The sequence below is a fragment of the Candidatus Palauibacter sp. genome (genome assembly GCF_965213655.1).
Classification (GTDB): Bacteria; Gemmatimonadota; Gemmatimonadetes; order Palauibacterales; family Palauibacteraceae; genus Palauibacter.
This window is the reverse complement of the sequence record NZ_CBDBZT010000003.1, coordinates 2,597,150-2,619,080: the sequence shown is the minus strand read 5'-3', so window position 1 is coordinate 2,619,080 and position 21,931 is coordinate 2,597,150. Positions and strand designations below refer to the sequence as shown.

The window sequence follows — 21,931 nt, the reverse complement described above, 5'->3', positions numbered from 1 at the left end:
CCGCCCCTGGTGTCAGCTGGGCCAGAAGATCGGGATGAAGATCGTCGCAGTGACGAGCAGCAGGAGGTTGAGCGGGCCGCCCACCTTCACAAAGTCCATGAAGCGATATCCGCCCGGCCCGTAGATCATGACGTTGGTTTGGTAACCGAAGGGCGTGACGAAGGAGGCCGACGCCCCGAACATGACGGCGACGAGCAGCGCGTAGGGGTTCAGGCCGCCCTGCGTGGCCGCAATGATCGCGACCGGGGTGAGCATCACGGCGGTGGCCGCGTTGGATACGACGGCGGTCATGACCGCTGTCATCAGATAGAAGGCCGCGATCAGCCCGATCTCCCCCAGCGGCGACGTGAGGGTCACCACCCAGGACGCGAGCAACTCCGCCGCCCCGGTGGTCTCGAGCGCCACGCCGAGCGGAATCAGTCCGGCCAACACGAAGATGACCAGCCATTCCACCTCACCGTAGATCTCCTCGACGTGCACGCAGCGCGTGAAGACCATCAGGATCACGCCGGTGAGTGCGGCCGTCATTATGTCGAGCACCCCGAAGCTGGCGCTGAGCACGACGCCGGCCATGATCGCTGCTGCAACGCGGGCCCGTGGCCTCTTCCCGGTCTCCGCCTTCACTTCGGCCATGGGGACGAACCCTGGATCGTCGGCGAGGCGCTGAAGTGCGCTCGTGGTCCCGCGTACAAGGAGCAGATCGCCAACCCGGAACGAGAGTTCCGCCAGCCTTTCCTGTACGGTGACACCGTGCTGCTGTATGGCGATCACCGTCGCATCGTAGCGTTGCCCGAAGTTCAGAGCGCGAAGAGTTCGGCCTACGAGATGCGAGCCCGGCGCCACGAGGACCTCGACCAGCCGGCCGCGCCCGCCCGCCACGTCGAGCTTGTGCTCCTTGCGTTCCCTCGGGGTCTTTAGTCGCTGTCGGCGCGCAAGTTCCAGGAGACGCTCGGCGGATCCCTGCACGTAGAGGATGTCCCCCGGCCGTATATGCCGATCTCCGTGTGGCGCGGTGATCTCCTGGTCGCCCCGTTCGATGTCGAGCACGGTGACGCCGTAGCGTTCGCCCCACCCCAGTTGGGCCAGCGAGCGGCCGTTCGCCGGCGAGTCTTCGGGGACGTGCAGTTCCGTCACGAAGCGGCGGACATCGTACTTGGCGGACAGGTCCGGCGGTCGAAAGCGCCGCGGCAGCAATACCCGGCCGGCGGTGAAGAGATACAGCAGGCCCACGGCGAGACAGATCAGGCCCAGCGGGGTGATCGAGAACATGCCGAGGTCGTCGAACCCTCGCTTCATCGCCTCCCCGTGCACGACCAGGTTGGTGGTGGTCCCCATCAGGGTGACCGTGCCCCCGAGAATCGAGACGAAGGAGAGCGGCATGAGATACCTCGAGGCCGGCTCCTCGGCCTGCTCGGCGAGCGCGACGAAGACGGGCAGGAAGACCAGCACCACGGCGGTGGTCATGAGAAACGGGGAGAGGAACGCACAGATGAGGCAGAGCGCGAACATGCGCGCGTATTTTCCGCCCAGGGGAGCGGTTCGCGCCCAAGCCCCGATGGCGGACACGAGACCGGTCTTGCGGAGCCCCAGGCCGAGCACGAGCATCGAGCCGACCGTCACGGTCGCGCGGCTGGACAGACCCGATACAGCTTCAGTCGGCGTGAGGATGCCGCCTAGGAGGAGGACGACCGGGATCGCCAAAGCGACCTGGTCCACCCGAACCCGGTCGAGGGCGAACAGGACGAGCGCCGCCAAGGTGAGACCGAACACGAAAACGATGTCGAACGTCATGCGCAGATGTTCAGGTCTTGTCCGCCGCGGCGCCAGTCAGGCGAGGATCCGATGACCCGGGTACTCGTCGCGGGCGGGACCGGCTTCCTCGGACGTGCCTTTGTCCGTGGGCTGCACCATCGCGGGTCGCGGGTTGCCGTGCTGACGCGGAATCCCGGCAGAGCCTCGCGCCTGGCGCTCCCGGCGGAATTCGTGGAGGCGGACGTGCGCCGGCCGGGCACGCTAGCGCCTGCGCTGCACGCCGTGGACACGGCCATCCTGTCCGTGCAGTTCCCCGGATATCCGGTAGAAGCGCCAGCCCGCGGCCGGACCTTCATCGAGGTCGACGCCCGCGGCACCGCCGCTCTCGTGGAGGCCGCCGTTCGAGCGGGTGTGCGCAAGCTGGTTTACGTATCCGGCGTCGGAGCCGATCCCCACGCCGCGCGTAGCTGGTATCGCGCGAAGGGGCTGGCGGAGGCGTCCGTGCGGGACTCAGGCCTGGACTACGTCATCGTCCGACCTTCATGGGTGTACGGACCCGAGGATCGGAGCCTCAATCGCTTCATCGCGCTCCTGCGCGCGATTCCCTTCGTTTTTCCGCAACTGGGGGATGGCTCGGGGCGGATCACGCCGCTTCACGTCGATGACCTGGCGGATCTCGTATGCGAAGCGACGCTGGGCGCGGCGGGCGACGGGCTCACCCTGGAGGCGGGCGGCCCGGACGTCATGTCGCTGGACGATGTCGTGCGGACGGCCATGACGGTGCTCGGGCGGCGCAAGGCGATTCTTCACGTCCCCGCGGGGCTCGCAAAGCTCGCGGCCGTGGTCGCGGAGCTTGTCCCCGGTCAGATCCTGTCACGCGATGCCGTCGACTTCGTGATCCAGGATGGGGTCGCCGACTCGGACCTCGCCCGCAGCCGTTTTCCCGCGTTTCGTCCCCGCAGTTTCGGGGCGGGACTGGCGGAATACCTCTCCCGTACCTGAACCGCGGACTTTCGCGTGTTCGGGAGCCGGAACGCGACGTGCCCGATGACGCTTCAGGGCGCTCCGGAATGCGCGCTGTATCTCTTGCATGCCATTCGACATCGGGCTTAGCTTGCCTTGATACATCCAGCGACATCGGAGGCCGGGTGCCGTTGGTTTCAGTCCGGGTGTTCGTCATTGGTTTGCGTGGTGAATCAGACAGCCCGCGCGTTCCTCGGCGGCCTCATAACACGCAGGAGGTCGATATGAAGGATGTGTTCAAGAAGCTGGTGTTGCTAGTCGGCGCGATGGCTGCGTTCGCTTTTCTGCCGGGCCGGGCCGAGGCCCAGAGTCCATACTCTCCGATGTTCTGGTCGTTCGAGGCCGGCGTCGGGATGGCCATCCCCATGGGCGAGATTGCCGATGCCGCCGAGTCGGGTCCCTCCTTTTCGGGCGCCGCATCCTACTTCCTGCGTCCGCGCCTGGCGCTGCGGGCCGAGGGAGCGCTCGACATGCTCGGCACCAAGGGCGCCGTCGACCCGAACCTTCAGATCTTTCACCTGACGGGCGGGATCGAGTATCACCTCACCGATCCGATGGGGAGCGCCACGGTGGCGGTCGATTTCGGCTTGGGCGCGTCGACGCTCAATTCGGACGCGTTCCTGCTGCGGGACCATCCGGCTCCCGGGCGCCATACCGTCGGGCTGGTGAATGGATCGTATTTCTCCGGTAACGCCGGCATCAAGGCCGGGTTCAACTTCGCCCGGCACGCCGAGAGCGGAGTCCCGATGGTCACGCTCTTCGCACAGGCTGACCTCCGCTACGTCATGACGGACGAGGAGGAGACGCATGTGTACGGCGAACTCAACAACGTGCACGGGTTCAGCTCCATAATGGAGATCCCGTTCTCGGTTGGCCTGCGGGTCAACTTCCCTTGAGCTGAAGAAAAGCAAGGAGCAAGTCAGGATGCGCCAGAACAGGGTATGGGTGCCGATGGTTGTGGTGGCTCTAGCCTTCCTGTCTACGGGTTGCATGCAGCTCGTACGCCAGTGGGAACTCGATCGCGTCATGGAGCCCGTTCACGGGCAACTCGCCGATCATGAGAATCAGATCGCCGCGAATGCGGCCGCGGTTGAGGCCCTTCAGGGCGACATTGAGGAGCTTCGGAATCGGCTGGATCGTCTCCAGCAGGAGTTTGGGGGACACGTCAGCGACGACGACATGCACGGGGCGGGGCTCGCTGTTTCCCTTCCGGTGCACTTCGACTTCAACAGCTCCGACGTGCGGACCGTCGATCGTCCGATTCTCGATGCGTTCGCGGAGGCGATTCAAGGGTCCTTCCCGCAGGCTCGAATCACGGTGGAAGGCTCTGCCGACAGAGCCGGATCCGATGGGTACAACATGAGGCTGTCTCAGGCGCGGGCCGAGAGTGTGAGAGACTATCTCGTGCAGACTGCGGGAATGAACGCCGACAACATCAGCGTTGCGGCCCTGGGTGAGTCCCGCCTCGTAACCCAGGACACCGGGGCCGAGGATCGCCAGAGCGGGATCGAGAACCGACGCGCGACGTTCATTGTCGAATGGGCCGGATCGGGCTCGAACTAGAATCGGCGATGTTTTGATTTCCGCTTGATGGCCAGGTTGGGTAAGAGCTCCCGGGTTTCGGCCCGGGAGCTTTTTTTTCCGTACGACACTGCCCGGCGAGAGGCGTCCATCCGATGACGGTGAGCTTCGTGTCTGAGGGGTATCGCGCGGCTGTCGACCGCGCCGGACTCTTCTCCGACCTGCGCCGTCGCGTCGTCGCCGTATCCGGGTCCGGAGCGCTGCAGGTCATCAACGGCCTTGCCTCGAACGATGTGAGGGATGTTCCGGGGGGGCCGGGGGTCTATTCTTTCTTGCTGGATCGCCGGGGGCGGGTGGTCGTCGATCTGCGGATTCTGCCCGCGCCGGATCTTGAACGGGACGTGCGCGACGCGGGAACAGAAACCCTGTGGCTGGACACGCCGGGCGCTGCCCTGCCGGCTCTGACGAAGCACCTTCGGAAGTACGTCCCTCCGATTCTCGCGAAGCACCACGTGACCAGTGTTTCGGTGCATGCGCTCATTGGGCCGCTCGCGGTCACCGCGCTCGAGCGCTGGGGATCGGCGACGGGAGCCGTCTTTCTTCGGCGCCCCGGCGAACTGACCCCTCTCGAAGCGACACCCGTGCGGCTTGAGGATCAGCCCGCCCTCGTGGTTCGCCGGGAGGACATTGAGGTAGCCGGGTTCGACTTGTATGTGCATCACGCCGGCGACGCGCACGATCCGGAACAGCTATCCGGACAACTGGCGGCCGCCGTCACACAGGCAGGGGGAGCGGTAGCCGCTCACGCGGATTGGGAGATTCTTCGGCTGGAGCAGGGATTGCCGGTCTTTGGATCCGAGTTGGGCCCGGAGCGGCTGGCCCAGGAGGCAGGCCAGGATGATCGGGCGATCAGCTTTGCCAAGGGGTGCTTCACCGGCCAGGAGGTCGTCGCCCGTATCCACTACCGCGGCCACGTGAACCGTCATCTGCGCGGACTTCGCTGGACCCCGGACGCCCTCGATCAAGCCACCGACATGGTGGGCGCCGAGCTCCGAGCGCCCTCCGGAAAGCTCAATGCCAGACCGGTCGGTCTCGTCACGTCCGCGGTTCACTCCCCACGGTTCGGGCCCATCGGCCTGGGGTACGTCCGGCGGGAAATCGACCCCGGCACGGTGCTGGACTCGATCGACCACCCCGGAGTCGCCCTCCGCGTTACGGATGTGCCCTTTACGCACCCGTAAAGGGCCAACCTCGAGCGTTGCTGGCGCAGACTACGCGCCGTTATGCTTCCCCTCATGATTACCTATCTCGAGGCGATTCGACAGGCTATCCGCGAGGAGATGCGGGCGGACGCCGATGTCTTTGTCATGGGCGAGGACATCGGGGCCTATGGCGGCGCCTTCAAGATCACGGAGGGGCTGCTGGCCGAGTTCGGAGAGGATCGCGTCATCGACACGCCGATCAGCGAGGCGGCGATCGTCGGCGCGGCGATCGGTGCGGCCCAGATGGGCCTGAAGCCGGTGTGCGAGATGCAGTTCATCGACTTCATCGCCTCGGCGTTCAACGTGATCGTCAACTTCGCCGCCAAGGTCCGCTACCGGACCGGGGTCGGGGCCGGGCTGGTGATTCGGGGGCCCTGCGGCGCCGGGGTGCGCGCAGGGCCCTTTCACTCGCAGAATGTCGAGTCGTACTTCGCCAATGTGCCGGGCCTCAAGCTGGTGGCCCCGGCTACGGTCAGGGATGCGAAAGGGCTGCTGAAGGCCGCGATTCGCGACCCCGATCCGGTTCTTTTCTTCGAGCACAAGTATCTGTACCGGAGACTCCGTGAAGAGCTCGAGGAGGGCGAGGAGTTTCTGACTCCGCTGGGGAAGGCCCGGACGCACCGCCCCGGGACGGACCTGACCCTCGTCACGTATGGCGCCATGGTACATACGGCGCAGGAGGCTGCGGAGCAGTTGGCGGGGGAGGATGGCGTGGAAGTCGAGATCATCGACTTGAGGACGCTGCAACCGCTCGATGGGGAGGCAATCCTTGAGAGCGTGAAGAAGACGGGGAGACTCCTTCTTTTGCACGAAGCGCCGCGCTTCGGCGGCTTCGGCGGCGAGGTGGCGGCGATAGTTTGCGAGGGCGCCTTCGAGTGGCTTGACGCCCCGATCCGGCGCGTAGCCGCAGTCGACACACCGGTGCCGTACGCGGCGGAGCTGGAGGAGGCGCATCTACCCCAGGTGGCGGACGTCGTCTCGATGGCCCGCCTCCAACTGAGTTACTGAACACACGCGGCGTTACGCCGGGGAAGAACACCATGTCCAAAGTGGATGTCATCATGCCGCAGATGGGAGAGTCCATCGCGGAGGGGACGTTGACCCGCTGGCTCAAGAGTGTCGGTGATGCGGTGGAGCGTGACGAGGACCTGTTCGAGATCTCCACGGACAAGGTGGACGCGGACATTCCGTCTCCGACGGCGGGCGTGCTCGCCGAAGTCCTTGTGCAGAGCGGGGAGACGGTTGAGGTCAACACGGTAGTTGCCCGCATCGAGACCGATGCCGCGGTAGCCGCTTCCACGGCACCTGCGACACCCGAGACGGCGGCGGAACCCGCGGCGGTCGTGGCGCCGGTGGTCGTGGCGCCGGCGGTCGAACCCTCGACCCAGCCCCCAGCGGCAGCAACGGCGGCGGAGTCCGTCTCCCCGCCCCGGGCGAGCGACGAACCACCCGCCGGTCGCGACGAACGGCTACGGACTCGATCGACGCCGCTCGTGCGGAAGATCGCCGCCGAGCACGGTGTCGACATTCGTCAGGTCCCCGGCACTGGCACCTCCGGGCGTGTAACGCGCGATGACATTCTGGCGTTCATTGCGGCCGGCGGACCCGAGACGGCGCCCACTCCCGCGACGACGCCCGCTTCCACCGCGGCGCCCGCGGTCGTCCCGTCGTCCGTCCCGGCTCCCGAAGAGACAGCGTCCGAACCGGCACTGCCTGCGGCCTCCACGCCCGCTCCGGCGGCGCCCGGCACGCTTCGGATTCCGATCCATGGGGCCACCCTCGACGTCCGTCTTGGTTCGGTGCCGATTCGCGAGCGGGACCGCGTCGAGGAGATGAGCAGAGTCCGCCTGCGGACGATGGAACACATGCTCATGTCGAAGCGGGTCTCCGCGCATGTGACCTCGGTGACCGAGGTCGACTTCGAGCGGATCGTTCAACTCCGGCGTTCGCTCAAGCCCCGTTTCGCCGATCAGGGCGTGAAGCTCACATACGGCCCGTTCATCTATCGTGCCGTGATCGAGGCGCTGGGCGAATACCCGATTCTCAACTCATCGGTCGACGGATCCCGGATCGTGTATCACGGCAACATCAATCTTGGGATTGCGGTGGCGATAAACAGCGGCCGCGAGCTCATCGTGCCCGTGCTCAAGGATGCGGATCAACTCAGCCTGCTCGGTCTCGCGCAGCGCTCGAACGAACTCGCCGAGAAGGCGCGCAACAAGGCGCTGGATTTCGACGACATCCAGGGCGGGACCTTCACGATCACGAACGTCGGGGTTTTCGGGAACCTGTTCGGGACCCCGATCATCAACCAGCCACAGGTGGCCATCCTCGGCACCGGAGTGATCGAGAAGCGTCCGGTCGTCGTTCAGGATGGACTGGGCAATGACGTGATCGCGATTCGCAATCGAGCCTATTTCGGCCTCTCCTACGATCATCGCGTCGTCGATGGCGCCATGGCGGCGTTCTTCCTGAACCGGGTTCAGGAGTACCTGGAGAGCTTCCCGGAGCAGTCCGGCTGAGCAGTCCGTGGCCAGGCAGCGGCGCTTGACGATGTCCTGAACGCCCGGTAGGCTGGCCGCGTCTTCCGGTACCCGGCCCCACCCTCACGAAGAGTCGACGGGAAACCATGGAAAGCTCGGTCGCGGTTCGAGATCGCGGTTTCGGCAAGACCCTCCGCAGGGATCGCTGGTGGGTACCACCCCTGAGCGTAGCCCTGGGGCTCGGCCTCTTCGGAGGCTACGCCACCTGGTCGGTCCTGCAGGGCGGCAACTATTTCGCCGACCCCTACCTGTCTCCCCTCTACTCGCCGTGCATCGCCGCAACCTGTCCGGAGCAGATCCGCCTGCTCGGCATCGAGTGGTGGCCGTTCTCGCCGGCCATATTGATGATGGGCGTGATCCTCGGGTTTCGGGGGACCTGCTACTACTACCGGAAGGCGTACTACCGCGCCTACTTCCTCGACCCGCCGGCCTGTGCGGTGGGCGAGTTCCGCGGTGACAGGTATGCGGGCGAGAACCGGCTTCCGTGGGTTCTTCAGAACCTGCACCGGTACTTCCTGTACGCCTCGATCATCATCTGGCTCTTCCTGACGTACGACACGATCCACGGCTTCTTCTTCGAGGACGGCTTCGGCATCGGGCTCGGGTCGGTCGTCCTTGTCGTCAACCTCGTCCTGCTGTCGGGCTACTGGTTCGGCTGCCATTCGCTCCGTCATCTGATCGGCGGGAACGTCGATTGCTACTCGTGCGCGCTCGGTGGCAAGGCTCGTTACAAGGCGTGGAAGGGCGTGAGCTGGTTCAACCGGCGTCACATGAGCTGGGCCTGGTTGAGCCTCGTCTTCGTCTGCGTTACGGACCTGTACATCCGGTTGGTCGCCATGGGCGTGTTCGAAGACCCCCGATTCCTCTGACCAGCTGAGATACAGCGGATTCCGCATGGAGATTTCAGAACGTCACGAACATGACGTCCTCGTGATCGGAGCCGGAGGCGCCGGGCTTCGCGCCGCAATCGCGGCCATCGAAGAGGGCGCGTCCGTAGGGCTGGTCGGCAAGTCGCTGCTCGGCAAGGCGCATACGGTCATGGCCGAGGGCGGGATGGCGGCCGCGCTCGGCAACAACCGTCCCGAGGACAACTGGCAGGTACACTTCCGCGACACGATGCGGGGCGGGAAGGGTCTGTGCGACTGGCGCATGGCCCAGGCACACGCCAGGGAGGCTCCGGATCGCGTGAGAGAACTCGAGGCCTGGGGCGCTCTCTTCGATCGGGCGGCAGACGGACGCATGAACCAGCGTCCGTTCGGGGGCCACACCTACGGACGGCTGGCGCATGTCGGCGACCGGACCGGGCTGGAAATGATCCGGACGCTCCAGGACCACGCCGTCCACGAAGGCGCCGACGTATTCATGGAGTGCACGGTCTTCCGGCTCATCGTGGTGGATGGCCGCGTGGCCGGCGCACTCGCATACTGGCGTCCCACCGGCGAGTTCGTGCTCTTCCGGGCGCGGACGGTCATTCTCGCCACGGGGGGGCTGGGGAAGGCCTGGAAGGTGACGTCCAATTCGTGGGAGTGCACCGGCGACGGGGTGGCGCTCGCCTACGACGCGGGAGCCGAACTCATGGGGATGGAGTTCGTTCAGTTCCACCCCACGGGCATGGTGTGGCCGCCCAGCGTGCGCGGCACGCTCGTTACCGAAGGCGTTCGCGGCGAGGGGGGCGTGCTCACGAACCGGGACGGCGAGCGCTTCATGTTTCGGTACGTTCCCGAGATGTTCGAGGGGGACTACGCGGAGAGCGAGGAAGAGGCCGACCGGTGGGTGGAGGGCGACCGCGTGGCCAACCGCCGGCCGCCTGAATTGCTCACCCGTGACGTCGTGGCAAAGGCGATCGTCGCGGAGGTCGAGGCCGGGCGCGGGAGCCCGCACGGCGGCGTGTTTCTGAATATCTCGGAGAAGCGGAGTCCCGAGTACATCAAGACCAAGCTCCCGAGCATGTATCACCAGTTCAAGGAACTCGCCGGCGTCGACATTACCACCGATGCGATGGAGGTGGGGCCGACGACCCACTACGCGATGGGCGGCGTGAAGGTCCACCCGGAGACTGCCGCGACCCGAGTTCCCGGCCTGTACGCGGCTGGTGAAGTCGCCGCGGGCCTCCACGGGGGCAATCGGCTGGGCGGGAACTCGCTCTCGGACCTCATCGTTTTCGGTCAGCGCGCCGGCGCGGCGGCCGCGGAAGAGGCGAAGGCAGTGGAACTTGCCGACATCCCGGCCCCGGAGCTGTCCACCGCCGCCGAAACCGCGACGGCTCCGTTTGCGCGCGAGGGTGGCCGCAATCCGTTCGGCGTGCAGGAAGAGCTGCAGCAGATCATGCAGGACAAGGTGGGCATCGCCCGTACCGAGGGGGCGCTGCGCGAGGCTCTTGAGGACATCCACCGACTGCGGGGGGCGCTGGACACCTGCTCGGTCGACGGAGGACGCGCCTTCAACCCCGGGTGGCACACCTGGATCGACCTCCACGCCATGCTCACCGTGGCCGAGGCTGTCGTGCTCTCGGCGCTCGAGCGCAGGGAGAGCCGCGGAGCGCACACGCGGATCGATCATCCCGAGTCGGACGCCTCGCTAGGGCGGGCCAATTTCGTCGTCCGGGCGTCCGACGGGCGTATGGCGACCGACACGGAACCGGTATCCGAACCGCCGGCCGATCTGACGCAGCTCATCGAGGAAGGGGTGTAGCAAGGTGGCGGAACGAACTTTTCAGGTCTACCGCGGGTCGGACGACGACGGTCGGCTCGAGTCCTACAGGGTCGAGGTCGATCAGGGCATGGTCGTGCTGGACGCGATTCACCGCATCCAGGCGGAGCACGCGCCGGATCTCGCCGTGCGCTGGAACTGCAAGGCCGGCAAGTGTGGATCCTGCAGCTGCGAGGTCAACGGGCGGCCCCGCCTGACGTGCATGACGCGTCTCTCGGACTACGAGGACGATGAATCGATCACGGTCACGCCGATGAAGGCCTTTCCGGTGATCAAGGATCTTGTCACCGACGTCTCCCAGGCCTACCGCAACAACGCCTCCATCCCGCGCTTCAGACCGCGCCCACCCGATGCGGACGACGGCTGGCGCATGCAGCAGTTCGAGATCGACCGGGCCCAGGAAATGAGGAAGTGCATCGAGTGTTTCCTCTGCCAGGATGTCTGCCACGTCCTCCGGTCACACCGAAAGCACGAGGAGTTCATCGGTCCCACCTACCTCGTGAGGACGGCCGGATACAGCCTGAACCCCATCGACGTGGAGGACCGGAGCGTATTCCTCAAGGAGTCGGGGGGCATCGGACTCTGCAACATCACGAAGTGCTGCACGGAGGTCTGCCCGGAGCACATCACGATCACGGACAACGCGATCATCCCCCTCAAGGAGCGCGTGGTCGACCGCTTCTACGACCCGGTCAAGGCGCTCGTGCGGCTCGTACGGAGAAGGCAGGGGAGAGACGGCTAGCCGAAGTCCTCGACGTTCAGCACGTGCATTCCCGCGATCCGGCGCAGTCCCGACCCTGACGTCAGATAGACCTCGGCGCCCGAAACGAGTGCGGTTGCGATCTGCAGCGCCCGTTCCGGTCGGCCGCCGAGCCGCGCTCGAGCCTCCGCGGCCTGCATGGCGATCTCGGGGCTGGCCGACACCATCCTCAGTCGAGGGTAAAGGCGCATGGTCCGCCCCACATCGCGCGCCAATGCCGGCTTCCCCTGCCGATACACTTCCGCGAGAACCTGGTACAACGTCACGCTCGACGTCTGGGCTTTGATCCGGCCGCTCGCGATGCCCGACAGGACGAGATCCGTTTGCGCCATCGGTCCCGTACCGGTCAGGTGAAGTGCGAAGACGCGTGCGTCGATGTGCACGAGCCCGGCCGTCTCCAGACGCTCCCTGAGACCGGTACGGATGGCGGCTTCCGCCACTACACGTCCTCGAGTTCGGGCCAAAGATCCCCGGAGTCCACCAAATCACGAAGCGTACCGCGGAGACGGTCGTTCAGATCCGGGGGCAGTTTCTCCATTGTCACGGTGTCGCCCTCCACGGACACCGCGAGCCGGTCACCGGGCTTGAGACCCAGCGCCTCCCGTGCGGCCTTCGGAACCACGATCTGGTTCTTGCTGCTCATCTTTGCCGAGACGACCATACAAGCGACCATACTACTTTACGGCGACGCTTGGCAATTGCGGTGGCGGAGGGGGGCCAAAGCGGATGTGGGGGTGGGAAGCCCCGAGGCTCAGGTCAGTTGAACATCCAGACCATCACGATGTAGGCAAGATAGAGGAGCAGAAGGACTCCCCCCTCCCAGCGCTGCACGGTACCCCGGTGCAGCGCGAGGGGGATGAGGATGACGGAGAAGGCCAGGGCCGGAAGGACGTAACCGACGACGATCGTCGGATCGAGAACCAGCGGCCGGACGAGCGCGGACGTCCCGAGGACGAGGCCGAGATTGAACACGTTCGAGCCGATCACGTTGCCGATCGCAATATCTCCCATTCGCCGGAACGCGGCGACCAGCGTGGAGGCCAGTTCCGGCAATGAAGTGCCGACCGCCATCATGGTGGCGGCGATCACCGCTTCCGGTACGGCCAGCGCTGTGGCAATCCCCTCCGCACCGTCCAGGAGCCAAGTCGCCCCGTACGTGAGGCAGGGCAGACCGATGCCGACCCGTACGAGGGACCACCAGAGCCCGGGTGCCCCGGTATCGGTCTGTCCCGCCTCCGTCGCGGAGCCCGGGAGCGGCGCGTCAGGATCCGGCGCGGGGGTGTTCTTCCCGAACAGGCCCACTCGCTCCCACCTCAGGAGGAAAATCAGGTAGAGTGCCCAGCCGGCTACGAGTACGAACCCGTCGAGACGCCCGAGGGCGTCGTTGAGCGAGAGCACCATCACGAGCGAGAGGACGATGATCACGAGCGGCGTCTCGCGCACGATGACCCGGCGGTGGACCGCAATGGGCCGAATGAGGGCGCCGATGCCCACAATCAAACCGACGTTGGCGGCGGTGGAGCCCATGATGTTGCCGACGGCCACGTCCGGTTGGCCGTCCAGCGCCGCAAGTGCGCTTACGACCAGTTCCGGTGCCGAGGTGCCAAAGGCGACGACCGTCAGTCCGACGACGAGTGGGCTGACGCCGAATCTCTGCGCCAGACCGGCGGCACCGCGAACCAGCCAGTCCGCGCCAAGCGTGAGGGGCACCAGCGCAAAGGCGAAGAGGAGCGTGTCCCTCATCCGGGGTCAGGGGACTCCGTCAACGGATCGCCCGCCCGGCGCGCCGCGAACCTGTGTTCTGGAGGACGAGTGGGCGGGAGCCTCGCTTCAGCTGCGTCCGGCCGCGCGTTGGGGTTTCGGCGGCTGGAGCGATGGGGATGCACCCTTCTGGGGCGCCGCGGCCGTCTTTTCTCCCGTGGCCTTCGCCGTCATATGGAGACGACCCTCAATCTGGCCGCCCTCGTCGAGCTTCACGCAGCGGCTGCGGATGTCGCCCTCGATCCTGCAGGTTTCCTGCAATTCCACACGGCTGGCGCCCACTACGGTCCCCACCACGGTGCCGGCCACGACCACGTCCTGCGTCTCAATATCCCCCGTAATACGTCCATCCTTTCCCACAACGACGGATTTCGTCGCCTTGATCGAGCCTTCGATCTTGCCCTCCACCCGGACCGTTCCGTCGCACATTACGTCCCCGAGGATCGTCATTCCTGGCGCGACGACGGAAACGACGTCGCTCAACTCGCGGGTCTGCCCGCCATGTCGAGAATCTCTAGCCATTTTGCTCCAATCCTTACTCCGGTTGCCTCTCCGCCGGGGCTCCGGTGTTGCCCGGACCGCTGTGGTCCGCCACCAGCGAGAGTGGGTCCATTAGTGAGCCGTTCCGCGCCAGCTCCAAATGCAGATGGGGGGCCGAGGATCTTCCCGTGTTCCCGGTAAGGGCGATCACCTCCAGGCGCTCCACCGCATCGCCGGTCGTGGCGAACAGCCAGGCGTTGTGGCCATACAATGACGTTAGCCCATCTGCGTGCGCAATCCGCACGAATTTTCCGTATATCGGGTCCTCGCCCGCCTCCTCGACCTGCCCCGCTTGAATTGCCCGTACGTACGATCCCGTCGGTACGGCGATGTCCAATCCCGTGTGCCCTTCACGTGAATCGGCAGGTCGTGAGCCGAAGTGACGGGTAATGAAGCCGCGCTGCGTGAGAGGCCAGGCCGGTGTCGCCGTCTCCGCCGCCGGTCGGGACCTGATCTCGCCCCTTCCCCGGAGGACGACGTTCACCGCTGGGGATTCGGCAGGCCGTCCGGCGGTTACCGCGCCCTGCAGGAGGCCGAACTCCGTCTCGATTTCGTTCAAGCGCCCGGCCAACTCGTTCATCCTCGCAGTCTCGCTCCGGAGTTGGGCGAGTTCCGTCTCCAACTGAACCACGCGGTTGGATTCGGTCCGCGAGGCGGCCAAAAGACCTCCCAGAAACCCCAACCCGAACAGGACGACGATCGTCCCCACCGCCCCGACGAGCAGGCGCCCACGGCTGATTCGCAGGGAGCGTAGCCGGCGGCCATCGCGTCTGACCACTTGCAGGGTCCAACGCCTGAGGGCGGTCATTCGCGAAGCTCCGCAGCAAGTTCGTCCCCACCCATCAGGGCCACGAGCCGCAGAAAGTCATCCGCATCGTGGAAGTGCACGACGACCTCGCCTGCTCCATTCCGTCGCCTCCGGACCCGCACCTGGGTCCCAAACCCCCGCTCGAGCCCCAGTTCCGCGCGCCGCACGAAGGGATCGTCTGCACTGCGCGGCTTCGTTGGCCTGGTCGTCTGCCCGCCGCGTCTGCCCGGGCGGACGCGACGTTCCGTCTCCCGCACGGACCACCCCTGCTTCACCGCCTTCAAAGCGACGCGGGACTGCTCTTCCGGCGCAGACAACGTCAGGAGAGCCCGGCCGTGACCGGCGGACAGTTCCCCCTTCGCGAGCAGCCTCAGCACCGCCTCCGGCAGGCCGAGCAGTCGAAGGGCGTTTGCCACGGTTGACCTGTCCCGGCCCACATGTCGGCCGACCTGTTCCTGTGTCAGACCGAAGTCGTCCATCAGTCGGCGGTAGCCCCGAGCCTCTTCAAGTGCTGACAGGTCATGGCGTTGCAGGTTTTCGACAAGCGCGACCACAAGCATCTGTTCATCATTCAGCGTCCGAATCAGCGCCGGAACAGATGACCAGCCGAGATTCTGAATCGCCCGGAATCGTCGTTCACCCACGACGACTTCGAACGCCTCACCAACCGGCCTGACGACGATGGGTTGCAGCAGCCCGTTCTCCCGGATGGAGTCCGCGAGTTCCGCGAGGCGGACCGGATCGAATTCTACGCGAGGCTGAAACGGATTGGCCTGGATGGCTTCGACCGGAATCTCCGCTTCGCCCGCTGCCCCCTCCGTTCCGAGGTTCTCTCCCAGCAGGGCCGCGAGCCCTTTCCCGAGACGGCGGTCGTTCCGCGGCAACCTACGAGTCCCTGTGCCGGTCGATCAGCTCGCGGGCCAGGCTGAGGTACCCGCGGGCCCCGCTCGACAAGACGTCGTACAGAGCGATGGGTTCTCCAAAGCTCGGGGCTTCGGCGAGCCGTATGTTCCTCGGGATCATGGTGTCGAAGACCTTGCCCCCGAAGTACTCACGCGCCTCGGCGGCCACCTGTTTTGCCAGGTTGAGGCGTGAATCGTACATGGTCAGCAACACCCCTTCGATCTCGAGCCCCGGGTTGATGCTGCGCTGCACCAGTCGGACCGTGTTCAGGAGTTGGCTAAGCCCTTCCAGCGCATAGAATTCGCACTGAATCGGAATAAGCACGGCGTCTGCGGCGGCCAGCGCATTCAGTGTGAGGATCCCGAGGGACGGCGGTGAGTCGATCAGGATGTACTCGAAGTCATCCCGCAGTGCTTCAATCTTTCGGCCGAGGATTCGCTGACGATCCGACCGATCAATCAGTTCCACTTCCGCACCGGTCAGGTCACGGCTCGCGGACACGACGGACAGGCATGGGAAGTGGACCTCCGGCCGCACCGCGGCCTGGAGCGGTTGTCCGTTTACGAGGCAGTCGTACACGCTGGGGATATCCCCATCCTTGCGCAGTCCGAACCCTGATGTCGCGTTGCCCTGGGGGTCGCAATCAATGACGAGCGTACTGCGCTCGGCGATCGCCAGCGAGGCGCCCAGGTTGATCGCCGTGGTGGTTTTGCCGACTCCACCCTTCTGATTGGCAATCGCGATCACCCGCCCCAAATCGACCCGCCCCTCGCTGATCGCCGCAACCGGCGAGATGAACCTACACGCACTGTAAGCGTATACCTCATAAGGGCTTATTGTTACAACTCCCGGGCGCGACAACTCGGTCCATCGCGCTACGGAACGTCTCCTCCCACGAAACACCACGAATATACGGTGCCATGGGGACCCGGGCGACCGGCATCGGATGCGCATCGGTTGTTTCACGTGAAACACATCTCAGGGCGTTCGAGAGGGCAGCGAACGAAACAGATGTTTCACGTGAAACTGTGTCCCAATATCCCCCTTCGCCCCTTGCAGTCAGGCTCCACGGCGAAGAGCTTCGTGCCGCACCTGCCGCGAGCCGGCTCCTAACCAACTGCTTCCGGAGGCCGACATCTCCAACACAATCCCCACGACCGACCGTCTGATCCTGGCTCTGGACGTTCCCTCCGCCCCCCAGGCACGGGATATCGTGGAGACGCTGGGGGACACCGTTTCCTTTTACAAGATCGGCTTGGAGCTCTTCCTTTCCGGGGGGTACTTCGAGCTTGCCGACTGGCTTCGCGCCAGGGACAAGAGGGTGTTCGCCGACCTGAAGCTTTTTGATGTCCCGCAGACCGTCCGTTCGGCTGTCCGACAACTACGAACCCGGGACGTGGATTTCGTCACCGTACACGGCAACGATGCGATCCTCCGTGCGGCGTGTGACGCCGCCGAGGGCAGTCTCGGGATCCTGGCGGTGACCGTCCTCACGAGCCTCGACCGGGCCGACATGGAGGATCTCGGTTTCCGGACCGACATCGGGGCCGTGGTCCTCTCGCGGGCCCGCCGGGCGGAGAGGATCGGGTGTGCTGGCGTCATCAGTTCCGGGCACGAGGCCGCTCGGGTTCGCTCCGAGGTGTCTCGCCGCTTTCGGATCGTCGTCCCCGGCATCCGTGCGGCCGTGGAGGCCGGCACCGATGACCAGAAGCGGACGGTCGATGTCGAGACCGCGTTCGGGGCCGGAGCCGACTACATCGTCATGGGTCGACCCCTCCGAAACGCCCCGGATCCCGCGGCGGCGGCGGCGGACATTCAAGCGAGAATAGCCGCTTGGTTTCGACGCGCAAGCTAGCCGTGACCAAAGAGAATAGTGCCATAACCTATTGGGTGACATAGGGTTGTGAAGATTTCGAGATACTCCGCCTTCGAACATCCTGTCGGGCTCTTGATGTTTCGTTGAGAGCCGGGCGCGACCTTCGATTGGCCGGAGGTGAAGCCGTGCGTGTCGGCAGGTGTCTCGCCAGCCGCCGCACCGTCGCTCGGCCTTCCATGAAGCACCGGGCACCTTTTCTTCGTATGGGGGTATGCATTACTCGCACACAGTCTTGCCCACCGGAGCTGTGATTCCATGATAGAGCTGCCCGACGTTGAGCGAATGATCGAGCGGATTGCCGGATACGCCACCGGCAAGACGATCTCACTGATCCGGATTGACGATCCGGATGTCGTGTCGATCGAGAACGGTATCGTCGAGGATCATCTTGAGCACCACGCGATAGATTCCGTCGAACGCCACGGCCGCTACGTCGTCCTCCGTTTCCGTTCCGACTACAGCCTCATGTTCGACATGGGGGATGACGGTCTCTTGCGCCTCGAGTCCCAGACCGCGCCACCGACCGACCGGACGCGGATGCGGTTCCAGTTTGCCGCGGGCAGAGAGCTCCGTTTCTCTTCGTCCGGCTCCCAGGGCACGGTCCAGGCCGTCGCGGGAAGCGAGTTCAACGAGAACGGATCGCTGGACCGCCTCGGCGTAGACCCGCTGAGCGACGATCTGACTCTTGAGCGTTTCGAGGCGCTTGCGGAGGGGAACGCCCGCTCCACCATCAAGGGCTTTCTCCTGAACCAGAAGGCGATCGCCGGAATCGGCAACGACTACGCCGACGAGATCTGCTTCCAGGCCGGCGTACGCCCCGACCACCGGGTCGGTCTGCTGGAGCCCGAGCAGCTCGACCGGCTTCACCGCTACCTCAGGCGGGTCCTGAGGCGGGCCACGCTTCATTGGAGCGCCGCCCATTCCGATCCGGGGTGGCTGATCAACTCACGCGCGTCGGGCGGATTCTGTCCGCGGTGCCGACATGAGTTGACGTCCCTCCGCGTGACAGGCCGGAAAACCGTGCTCTGCCCGAGGTGTCAGCGCGCCGCCTGAAGGTTCAGCGCGTCGTCAGCTGCGTCTGGACCCTTTGCGTCCGGATCGTTCACGCGTACGCCCTCCCGGCTTGCGCCCTCCTCCTGGTAGTGGCGGTCGGTCCGGTGCGCCCCCTCGCCGCCCAGAGCGACGGCGTCGCCGTCGAAATCCGGGACCGGAATGGCTACCCCTTCCGCACCCCCGTCGGCTCTCCGCTCGAGCCCGTCCACCGTCTCGCGCTCGTGAGCGCGACGCGGGACTCCCTCCGGGACAGCATCGCTCTCGCCCACGTCGGCGACCGCCTCGGGTTCTGGATCCGGCACGACCCGGACGGGGAGGTGGAATACGCAGGAGCCCTTCACGGCGGCGCGTTCTCGCGCTTCGACCTCGGAGGTCCGGACCAGGCCCTCATCGAGGTACACTACCGGGTCGGCGTTCTCCTGCGCGCGCGGTTCGGGGAGTTCGCCGCGCGCGCCGAACTCTATCATGTCAGTTCGCATCTCGGCGATGAATTCTTCCTCGACAGCGGCACCCGACCCATCAGCACGAGTCGCGAGGGGCTCGAACTCATGCTCCAGGGGTCTCCGATACCGGGCCTAACCGTCTACGGAGGACCGGGGGCCCTGCTGCGCGCGACCCGCGACTTCGAGCCTCTCTCGCTGCGCGCGGGAGCGGGCTGGGAATCGTCGCCGGGCTCGTCCGCGCGCCTCCATGCCTCGGTCGACGTCTTCAGCTGGGCGGAACTCGAGTGGGAGCCCGCCATTGCGGCGGAATTCGGGGCCGGGCTGGGCCGTGGGACGCGGCTGGGGCTGCTCCTGGGGTTCGGTCCTTCGCGGGCGGAGCAGTTCCTGCGCCAGTCCGAGCGCCTGATCGGGGTCTCCGTCTCCCACGTGCGGTGACGCGGCGGGCCCGAGGCCTGTTTGCGCGTCTTCCCGACGCTACTCCTTCTTCCGGGAGGGTGGCGGCCGGGCCTTCCTGCGCTCGCGCGAGAGGTACAGCTGCTGCGGCAGGGACATGATATTCGAAGCCGTGTAGTACAGGTTCAGCCCGGCCGCAAAGTTCGCGAAGAAGAAGGTGAAGACGACAGGCAGCGCGTAGGAGAACATCTTCATCTGCGCGTTCGACTGAATGCCCCGTTGCGTGATCCAGTTCAGCCCGAGCATCGAGCCGCCCATCAGGACCGGGACGATGAAGAACGGATCCCTCAGCGACAGGTCCGGCAACCACATGAAGGGCACCCCGCGGAACTCGATCGTGTTCTGGAACACGAAGAAGAGCGTGATCAGGATCGGGAGAGGCAGGAACATGGGCAGACACCCGCCCAGCGGGTTGACCCCGTGTTCGCGGAACAGCTTCATCTGCTCCTGCTGCAGGCGCTGCTGGTCGCCCTTGTAGCGTTCCTGCAGCTTCTTGATCTCCGGCTGCAGCGCCATCTGTTTCATCTGCGCGCGTCCCGAGATCTGGAACAACGGCGCCAGGATGATCCGCGATGCGACGCCGAACAGGATCAGTACCCAGCCGTACGCCATCGCGAACGACTCGTGCATCCAGATCAGGACGGCGACGATCAGGTTCCCGAACGGCCGGATGAACCAGCGGAGCCAGCTCCAGCCGTAGGGGTTCACGTTGTGAAGTTCCTGCCCCACGGCCTGCAGCCGCGCGAAGTCCTGTGGCCCGATGTACGCCGTGTACTCGAAGCCGGCGGTGCCCGCGGGAACCGGCAGCGCCGCTTGCATTTCCGCTGCTTCCTCCTCGGGCACGCCCCGCAGCACGACGCCCCCGATCCCCGGGCCTTCCGGCGGCGTCACGACGGCGGTGAGCCAATACTTCGACTTCGAGGCAACCCAGCTGAAGGGGGCGCCGGCGACCGGAGTCGTTTCGCCGTCGTCCACACGCTCCAGTCGCTCGGCCGAGATCTGACCGGAGCGGCTCCGCGTGACGAGCGCCATCGCCGTCCTGTCCTCCCTGGGCACGGCCTCGTTGCGCTCGATGCCCCGGCCGAGACCCACGAGAACGACGTGTCCCACGTCCCCCAACCCGCGGAGCCCGCCGCTCACATCGATCCCGTAATCGTCCGGGTGGAAGCGATATGTCACATCGAACGTGACCTCGCCGCGCGTGGCCTCGCCGAGCGCGGCCTCGAAACGTAGTTCCGCCGGCCCATCTCTCACCTCGAGCATGGGCGCCGACGGCGTGAAGGGAATCGAGGCGAGGGGCACGGTGTCGCCACGAAGCGTCAGGGCATACGTCAGGATCGAATCGTCGGGACGCACCAACTCGACGTTCACGCCGCCATGTCCACCCTCGGCGAAGTTCTCGTACGCGAGCATGGTCGCGCCCACGAGGCGCGCGCCCCGCGTGTCGAACCGGTACTCGTACATCTCCGAGCGAACGGTGACGATCGAGCTCTCGCCGGCGACGGGAGGGATGTCCTCCGCCTCCTCCACGACCGCCGGCAACTCCTCGGCCTCGGCCAGGACCTCCGCGACCTCCTGCGCCGCTCTTTCCTCCGCGGAAAGACCGCTCGGTTCGTCCGCCGCGTCCGTGGTCCCAAGCGCCTCCACGCTATCCGACGACACCGGTTCCAGCGGCCTCTCGATCGGTGGAAAGAACACGTTGGAGAGGATCAGCACGCCGACCATCAGCGCTATGGCCAGAAGGAGGCGGCGTTCCATCAGTGCTCCCGCGTGGGCACAGGGTCGTAGCCGTGCGATCCGAGAGGCTGGCAGCGAAGCAGGCGGCGGACGCCCAGCCAGGACCCTCGCACGGCACCGAATCGCCGTACCGCGGCCATGGCGTATGCCGAGCAGCTGGGCTCGTACCTGCAGGCGGCCGGCAACCAGGGCGATACCACGAGCTGGTAGGCGCGAATCGCTCCGATGATCAGTCTGCGCATAGGGTCTCCAGCGAATCCATCACTCTGGCTCGAAGCCTCTGGTACGAGGCGTCGTAGGCCGCCGGTTTCGCTCTCACGATCAGATCGAGATCGAGCCGTCGGGCTTCAAGCGCGGGCAACACCTGAATTCGAGCGATCTCCGCGAGGCGGCGCCGCACCCGGTTTCGCGCGACTGCGCTGTGCCCGTGGCGAGGCGTCACAACACAGATTCTCGAGCGCCCGGAGGGCGACGGAGCGATGAACACGTCCACCAGACGACCCCGGCGCCGTCGGCCCGAACGCATGGTTCGGCGAATCTGCCGTGCTGTCCGCAGCCGCGCCGCGCGAGGCCGACGACGACCCCGGCGCGGAGACCCGCTAGCGGCTTCGTCGCTTGCGACGGAACGCGTCACTGACGGTGAGTTTACGTCGACCCTTCCTTCTGCGGCGCGACAGCGTGCGGCGGCCCGCTTTCGTCTTCATGCGGGCCCGGAATCCGTGGTCGCGAACGCGCTTCCTGTTGGTCGGCTTGCTGTATGTGGGCTTCCCCATCTCACATCACCCGA

Annotated in this window: 25 protein-coding genes; 12 read left to right on the top strand and 13 right to left on the bottom strand. The window is 65.8% G+C overall.

What is annotated here, in order from left to right; all coding sequences use genetic code 11:
* Positions 1-12 precede the first annotated feature (12 nt).
* The gene (locus ACOOGH_RS13760; RefSeq protein WP_420449457.1) at positions 13-1,791 is read right to left on the bottom strand and encodes an SLC13 family permease; all 1,779 of its coding nucleotides are present in this window, start codon (positions 1,789-1,791) and stop codon (positions 13-15) included.
* A 51-nt stretch (positions 1,792-1,842) separates the two neighbouring features.
* Here ACOOGH_RS13760 and ACOOGH_RS13755 point away from each other — a divergent pair, with 51 nt between their 5' ends.
* The 9 genes from ACOOGH_RS13755 (at position 1,843) to ACOOGH_RS13715 (ending at position 11,552) form a co-directional block, all read left to right on the top strand.
* Positions 1,843-2,754: an NAD(P)H-binding protein gene (locus tag ACOOGH_RS13755; protein ID WP_420449456.1), complete on the top strand. Its 912-nt coding sequence runs from the start codon at positions 1,843-1,845 to the stop codon at positions 2,752-2,754.
* 245 nt (positions 2,755-2,999) lie between these two features.
* A complete protein-coding gene (locus ACOOGH_RS13750) occupies positions 3,000-3,671 on the top strand; it encodes a hypothetical protein (RefSeq protein WP_420449455.1) in 672 nt (223 codons plus the stop codon).
* Between the two features lie 28 nt (positions 3,672-3,699).
* A complete protein-coding gene (locus tag ACOOGH_RS13745; protein ID WP_420449454.1) occupies positions 3,700-4,338 on the top strand; it encodes an OmpA family protein in 639 nt (212 codons plus the stop codon).
* A gap of 119 nt (positions 4,339-4,457) precedes the next feature.
* Positions 4,458-5,537, top strand: a complete 1,080-nt coding sequence (locus ACOOGH_RS13740; RefSeq protein WP_420449453.1) for a YgfZ/GcvT domain-containing protein — start codon at positions 4,458-4,460, stop codon at positions 5,535-5,537.
* A gap of 54 nt (positions 5,538-5,591) precedes the next feature.
* Positions 5,592-6,566 (top strand): alpha-ketoacid dehydrogenase subunit beta, encoded by a 975-nt coding sequence (locus tag ACOOGH_RS13735; protein ID WP_420449452.1) that lies wholly within the window; start codon positions 5,592-5,594, stop codon positions 6,564-6,566.
* A 32-nt stretch (positions 6,567-6,598) separates the two neighbouring features.
* Positions 6,599-8,080 (top strand): dihydrolipoamide acetyltransferase family protein, encoded by a 1,482-nt coding sequence (locus ACOOGH_RS13730; RefSeq protein WP_420449451.1) that lies wholly within the window; start codon positions 6,599-6,601, stop codon positions 8,078-8,080.
* A 107-nt stretch (positions 8,081-8,187) separates the two neighbouring features.
* Entirely contained in the window at positions 8,188-8,970 is a 783-nt protein-coding gene (locus ACOOGH_RS13725; RefSeq protein WP_420449450.1) for a succinate dehydrogenase, read from the top strand.
* Positions 8,971-8,995: 25 nt separating this feature from the next.
* Entirely contained in the window at positions 8,996-10,792 is a 1,797-nt protein-coding gene (locus ACOOGH_RS13720; protein ID WP_420449449.1) for a fumarate reductase/succinate dehydrogenase flavoprotein subunit, read from the top strand.
* A gap of 4 nt (positions 10,793-10,796) precedes the next feature.
* Positions 10,797-11,552 carry a succinate dehydrogenase/fumarate reductase iron-sulfur subunit gene (locus ACOOGH_RS13715; RefSeq protein WP_420449448.1) on the top strand — a complete coding sequence of 252 codons (756 nt, stop codon included), beginning with the start codon at positions 10,797-10,799 and terminating at the stop codon, positions 11,550-11,552.
* On the opposite strand, the gene ACOOGH_RS13710 is transcribed toward ACOOGH_RS13715, so the two are convergent.
* The 7 genes from ACOOGH_RS13710 to ACOOGH_RS13680 form a co-directional block, all read right to left on the bottom strand.
* Entirely contained in the window at positions 11,549-12,010 is a 462-nt protein-coding gene (locus ACOOGH_RS13710) for a type II toxin-antitoxin system VapC family toxin (RefSeq protein ID WP_420449447.1), read from the bottom strand. The genes ACOOGH_RS13715 and ACOOGH_RS13710 overlap by 4 nt on opposite strands.
* Entirely contained in the window at positions 12,010-12,213 is a 204-nt protein-coding gene (locus ACOOGH_RS13705; RefSeq protein WP_420449446.1) for an AbrB/MazE/SpoVT family DNA-binding domain-containing protein, read from the bottom strand. Before ACOOGH_RS13705 ends, ACOOGH_RS13710 begins: the two co-directional genes overlap by 1 nt.
* A gap of 113 nt (positions 12,214-12,326) precedes the next feature.
* Positions 12,327-13,313 carry a calcium/sodium antiporter gene (locus ACOOGH_RS13700; protein ID WP_420449445.1) on the bottom strand — a complete coding sequence of 329 codons (987 nt, stop codon included), beginning with the start codon at positions 13,311-13,313 and terminating at the stop codon, positions 12,327-12,329.
* 87 nt (positions 13,314-13,400) lie between these two features.
* Positions 13,401-13,853, bottom strand: a complete 453-nt coding sequence (locus ACOOGH_RS13695; protein ID WP_420449444.1) for a bactofilin family protein — start codon at positions 13,851-13,853, stop codon at positions 13,401-13,403.
* Between the two features lie 13 nt (positions 13,854-13,866).
* On the bottom strand, positions 13,867-14,679 hold the full coding sequence (locus ACOOGH_RS13690; protein ID WP_420449443.1) for a M23 family metallopeptidase: 813 nt from the start codon (positions 14,677-14,679) through the stop codon (positions 13,867-13,869).
* The gene (locus ACOOGH_RS13685) at positions 14,676-15,563 is read right to left on the bottom strand and encodes a ParB/RepB/Spo0J family partition protein (protein WP_420449442.1); all 888 of its coding nucleotides are present in this window, start codon (positions 15,561-15,563) and stop codon (positions 14,676-14,678) included. The genes ACOOGH_RS13690 and ACOOGH_RS13685 overlap by 4 nt, the downstream gene beginning before the upstream one ends.
* A gap of 1 nt (position 15,564) precedes the next feature.
* Positions 15,565-16,338: a ParA family protein gene (locus tag ACOOGH_RS13680; protein WP_420449441.1), complete on the bottom strand. Its 774-nt coding sequence runs from the start codon at positions 16,336-16,338 to the stop codon at positions 15,565-15,567.
* A gap of 361 nt (positions 16,339-16,699) precedes the next feature.
* On the opposite strand from ACOOGH_RS13680, the gene pyrF reads away from it, so the two are divergent.
* Positions 16,700-17,437 carry an orotidine-5'-phosphate decarboxylase gene (gene pyrF / locus ACOOGH_RS13675; RefSeq protein WP_420450132.1) on the top strand — a complete coding sequence of 246 codons (738 nt, stop codon included), beginning with the start codon at positions 16,700-16,702 and terminating at the stop codon, positions 17,435-17,437.
* A gap of 276 nt (positions 17,438-17,713) precedes the next feature.
* Positions 17,714-18,511: an Fpg/Nei family DNA glycosylase gene (locus ACOOGH_RS13670; RefSeq protein WP_420449440.1), complete on the top strand. Its 798-nt coding sequence runs from the start codon at positions 17,714-17,716 to the stop codon at positions 18,509-18,511.
* Here ACOOGH_RS13670 and ACOOGH_RS13665 read toward each other — a convergent pair.
* Positions 18,496-18,852, bottom strand: a complete 357-nt coding sequence (locus ACOOGH_RS13665; protein WP_420449439.1) for a hypothetical protein — start codon at positions 18,850-18,852, stop codon at positions 18,496-18,498. The two genes, ACOOGH_RS13670 and ACOOGH_RS13665, sit on opposite strands and share 16 nt — an antisense overlap.
* Here ACOOGH_RS13665 and ACOOGH_RS13660 point away from each other — a divergent pair.
* Positions 18,829-19,389 (top strand): DUF1207 domain-containing protein, encoded by a 561-nt coding sequence (locus tag ACOOGH_RS13660; RefSeq protein WP_420449438.1) that lies wholly within the window; start codon positions 18,829-18,831, stop codon positions 19,387-19,389. The two genes, ACOOGH_RS13665 and ACOOGH_RS13660, sit on opposite strands and share 24 nt — an antisense overlap.
* A gap of 39 nt (positions 19,390-19,428) precedes the next feature.
* Here the strand turns inward: ACOOGH_RS13660 and yidC are convergent, their stop codons facing one another.
* From yidC to rpmH, 4 genes are all read right to left on the bottom strand, one after another.
* Positions 19,429-21,165, bottom strand: coding sequence for a membrane protein insertase YidC (yidC, locus tag ACOOGH_RS13655; RefSeq protein WP_420449437.1), 1,737 nt, complete (start codon positions 21,163-21,165; stop codon positions 19,429-19,431).
* The gene (yidD, locus tag ACOOGH_RS13650; protein ID WP_420449436.1) at positions 21,165-21,386 is read right to left on the bottom strand and encodes a membrane protein insertion efficiency factor YidD; all 222 of its coding nucleotides are present in this window, start codon (positions 21,384-21,386) and stop codon (positions 21,165-21,167) included. Before yidD ends, yidC begins: the two co-directional genes overlap by 1 nt.
* Positions 21,374-21,670, bottom strand: a complete 297-nt coding sequence (locus ACOOGH_RS13645; protein WP_420449435.1) for a ribonuclease P protein component — start codon at positions 21,668-21,670, stop codon at positions 21,374-21,376. Before ACOOGH_RS13645 ends, yidD begins: the two co-directional genes overlap by 13 nt.
* A gap of 73 nt (positions 21,671-21,743) precedes the next feature.
* Complete coding sequence (rpmH, locus tag ACOOGH_RS13640) at positions 21,744-21,917, bottom strand: 50S ribosomal protein L34 (RefSeq protein WP_420449434.1); 174 nt, start codon at positions 21,915-21,917, stop codon at positions 21,744-21,746.
* Between the last annotated feature and the right edge of the window lie 14 nt (positions 21,918-21,931).

Coding starts and splice junctions, on each gene's coding strand:
- yidD (WP_420449436.1), bottom strand. CDS start 21,386: ATGCGCAGACTGATCATCGGAGCGATTCGCGCCTACCAGCTCGTGGTA.
- ACOOGH_RS13695 (WP_420449444.1), bottom strand. CDS start 13,853: ATGGCTAGAGATTCTCGACATGGCGGGCAGACCCGCGAGTTGAGCGAC.
- ACOOGH_RS13705 (WP_420449446.1), bottom strand. CDS start 12,213: ATGAGCAGCAAGAACCAGATCGTGGTTCCGAAGGCCGCACGGGAGGCG.
- ACOOGH_RS13700 (WP_420449445.1), bottom strand. CDS start 13,313: ATGAGGGACACGCTCCTCTTCGCCTTTGCGCTGGTGCCCCTCACGCTT.
- ACOOGH_RS13750 (WP_420449455.1), top strand. CDS start 3,000: ATGAAGGATGTGTTCAAGAAGCTGGTGTTGCTAGTCGGCGCGATGGCT.
- ACOOGH_RS13735 (WP_420449452.1), top strand. CDS start 5,592: ATGATTACCTATCTCGAGGCGATTCGACAGGCTATCCGCGAGGAGATG.
- ACOOGH_RS13645 (WP_420449435.1), bottom strand. CDS start 21,670: ATGCGTTCGGGCCGACGGCGCCGGGGTCGTCTGGTGGACGTGTTCATC.
- ACOOGH_RS13720 (WP_420449449.1), top strand. CDS start 8,996: ATGGAGATTTCAGAACGTCACGAACATGACGTCCTCGTGATCGGAGCC.
- ACOOGH_RS13760 (WP_420449457.1), bottom strand. CDS start 1,791: ATGACGTTCGACATCGTTTTCGTGTTCGGTCTCACCTTGGCGGCGCTC.
- yidC (WP_420449437.1), bottom strand. CDS start 21,165: ATGGAACGCCGCCTCCTTCTGGCCATAGCGCTGATGGTCGGCGTGCTG.
- ACOOGH_RS13755 (WP_420449456.1), top strand. CDS start 1,843: ATGACCCGGGTACTCGTCGCGGGCGGGACCGGCTTCCTCGGACGTGCC.
- rpmH (WP_420449434.1), bottom strand. CDS start 21,917: ATGGGGAAGCCCACATACAGCAAGCCGACCAACAGGAAGCGCGTTCGC.
- ACOOGH_RS13670 (WP_420449440.1), top strand. CDS start 17,714: ATGATAGAGCTGCCCGACGTTGAGCGAATGATCGAGCGGATTGCCGGA.
- ACOOGH_RS13690 (WP_420449443.1), bottom strand. CDS start 14,679: ATGACCGCCCTCAGGCGTTGGACCCTGCAAGTGGTCAGACGCGATGGC.
- ACOOGH_RS13745 (WP_420449454.1), top strand. CDS start 3,700: ATGCGCCAGAACAGGGTATGGGTGCCGATGGTTGTGGTGGCTCTAGCC.
- ACOOGH_RS13725 (WP_420449450.1), top strand. CDS start 8,188: ATGGAAAGCTCGGTCGCGGTTCGAGATCGCGGTTTCGGCAAGACCCTC.
- ACOOGH_RS13730 (WP_420449451.1), top strand. CDS start 6,599: ATGTCCAAAGTGGATGTCATCATGCCGCAGATGGGAGAGTCCATCGCG.